2 protein-coding genes are annotated in these 1,600 nt (G+C 46.4%); both read left to right on the forward strand.

Features of this window, described 5'->3' with window-relative positions; translation table 11 throughout:
* A partial coding sequence (gene traF, locus A3762_RS21565; RefSeq protein ID WP_068757579.1) for a conjugal transfer protein TraF occupies positions 1-987 on the forward strand: 987 nt, incomplete at its 5' end.
* A 289-nt stretch (positions 988-1,276) separates the two neighbouring features.
* Positions 1,277-1,600, forward strand: a 324-nt coding sequence (locus A3762_RS21570) for a demethoxyubiquinone hydroxylase family protein (protein ID WP_197469479.1), incomplete at its 3' end; no start/stop codon positions are given.

Here is a 1,600-nt window from a genome sequence, read left to right on the forward strand (position 1 = left end):
GGTGGTGCAGGCTTAGCCGCTGCTCAAACAGAATTAGCGAATAGAACGCGTGCACTGAACAACGAGCTTCAAAAAATTGATCAAGAACAAGCGCGTGTCGATCTCGGCATGGGTGTGTCAGCGTTGATACCTAGCCAGCGTTTCGGCGCAGGTTTGTTTGTCTCTGGTTCTGCTCGTATTGCAGCAAAAATCAATTACAACGATCAAACCACGCTTGATCAACTAGAAGACCTAGCGCGTAACACCGTGATTACAGACATCGATGATGTTAACGCTCTGTATGACACAGCGAATGACGCGGATCAGTTACAGTCAACCGTGCGCGCCGTTGGTTCAGCATACTCGCAAGTTGGTTTGTCGATGTCGCATAACTTTACGTTTTTTGGTCACGACTATGCGCTAGGCGTGTCACCTAAAATGGTCGATCTACGTGCTTATGACTTTGTAACGAGCGTTGATGAGTTTGAATCTGACGATCTTGAAGATACCAAAGTGAGTGAATCGAAATTCAACCTTGATCTAGGCGTGGCGAGTTTCTTAGATGACGACGAGCAATTATTGGTTGGCCTCTCAGTGATTAACGTTGTGCCAATGGAGATCACCACCAAACCGGGTCGAGACAACACTAACTTGGGTCCGGGTTTTGCACCGCAGGGAATCGATATTGAGCTAAAACCAAAAGTATTGGCTGGTATTTCTTACCAAGGAGCATCTTACGAGTTAGCCGCTGATCTTGAGTTAACCAAAACAGAAGAAGTATTCGGTGAGGGTGATACGCAATACTTGGGTGTTGGCGCAGAATATGATTTGGCAGAGATTTTTCAACTTCGCGCAGGCGCTCGATATAACATTGCTGAAAGTGAAGATGTGCTGCTAACAGCTGGCTTTGGCTTGCGTGCAGCGGGCGTTACGCTAGAACTTGCTGCCTTAGGCAGTACAGATGCAAATACAGTCGGTGCAGGCTTGCAGTTTGGTGTGACTTTCTAAGCCTCAGTTAGCTAAAAGATAAGTCAGAATTTTTATTGTAAGAAACCGCTATTGGGAGACCAATAGCGGTTTTTTTGTACTGAGCATTTGTCGCATTGCCAAGAAAACGAGACCATGTCAGTCTGACACTAGTACTCATAAATCACTCCACTTACAGGAGATGTTGCTCATTCTTATGACCTGTGAGTGAACTTTGTCTTGCCCTGAACCGTAATCATTGCATGCGCCAGAATTGTTTTAGAAAGACACCTTAGCGCGCACGTTCTTGAGGATAAGTGAGCGAGGCGATATGCAAAACGAAGTAAGTTACTCACAGACAATGCCAAACGAACTAAAAATGGAATTGCGTAGCAGCCATGCTGGTGAGATGGGGGCCGTATTTATTTACATCGGCATATTGAGCGCAAGTTGCGATCCGCATGTTCGCGCCTTTGCTCGAGAACACCTTCGCACTGAATACCATCATCTATGTTTATTTGAGGAGCTTATCCATTTGTATCGAGGAAGCTTGGTGCTGCCTCTTTGGGTGATTGCCGGATTCCTGACCGGTTTCCTCCCAGCATTGCTTGGGAGAGATTGGGTGTTTCGTACTATCGAGACAGTGGAGACCTTC

The sequence above is a fragment of the Oleiphilus sp. HI0125 genome, assembly GCF_001635355.1.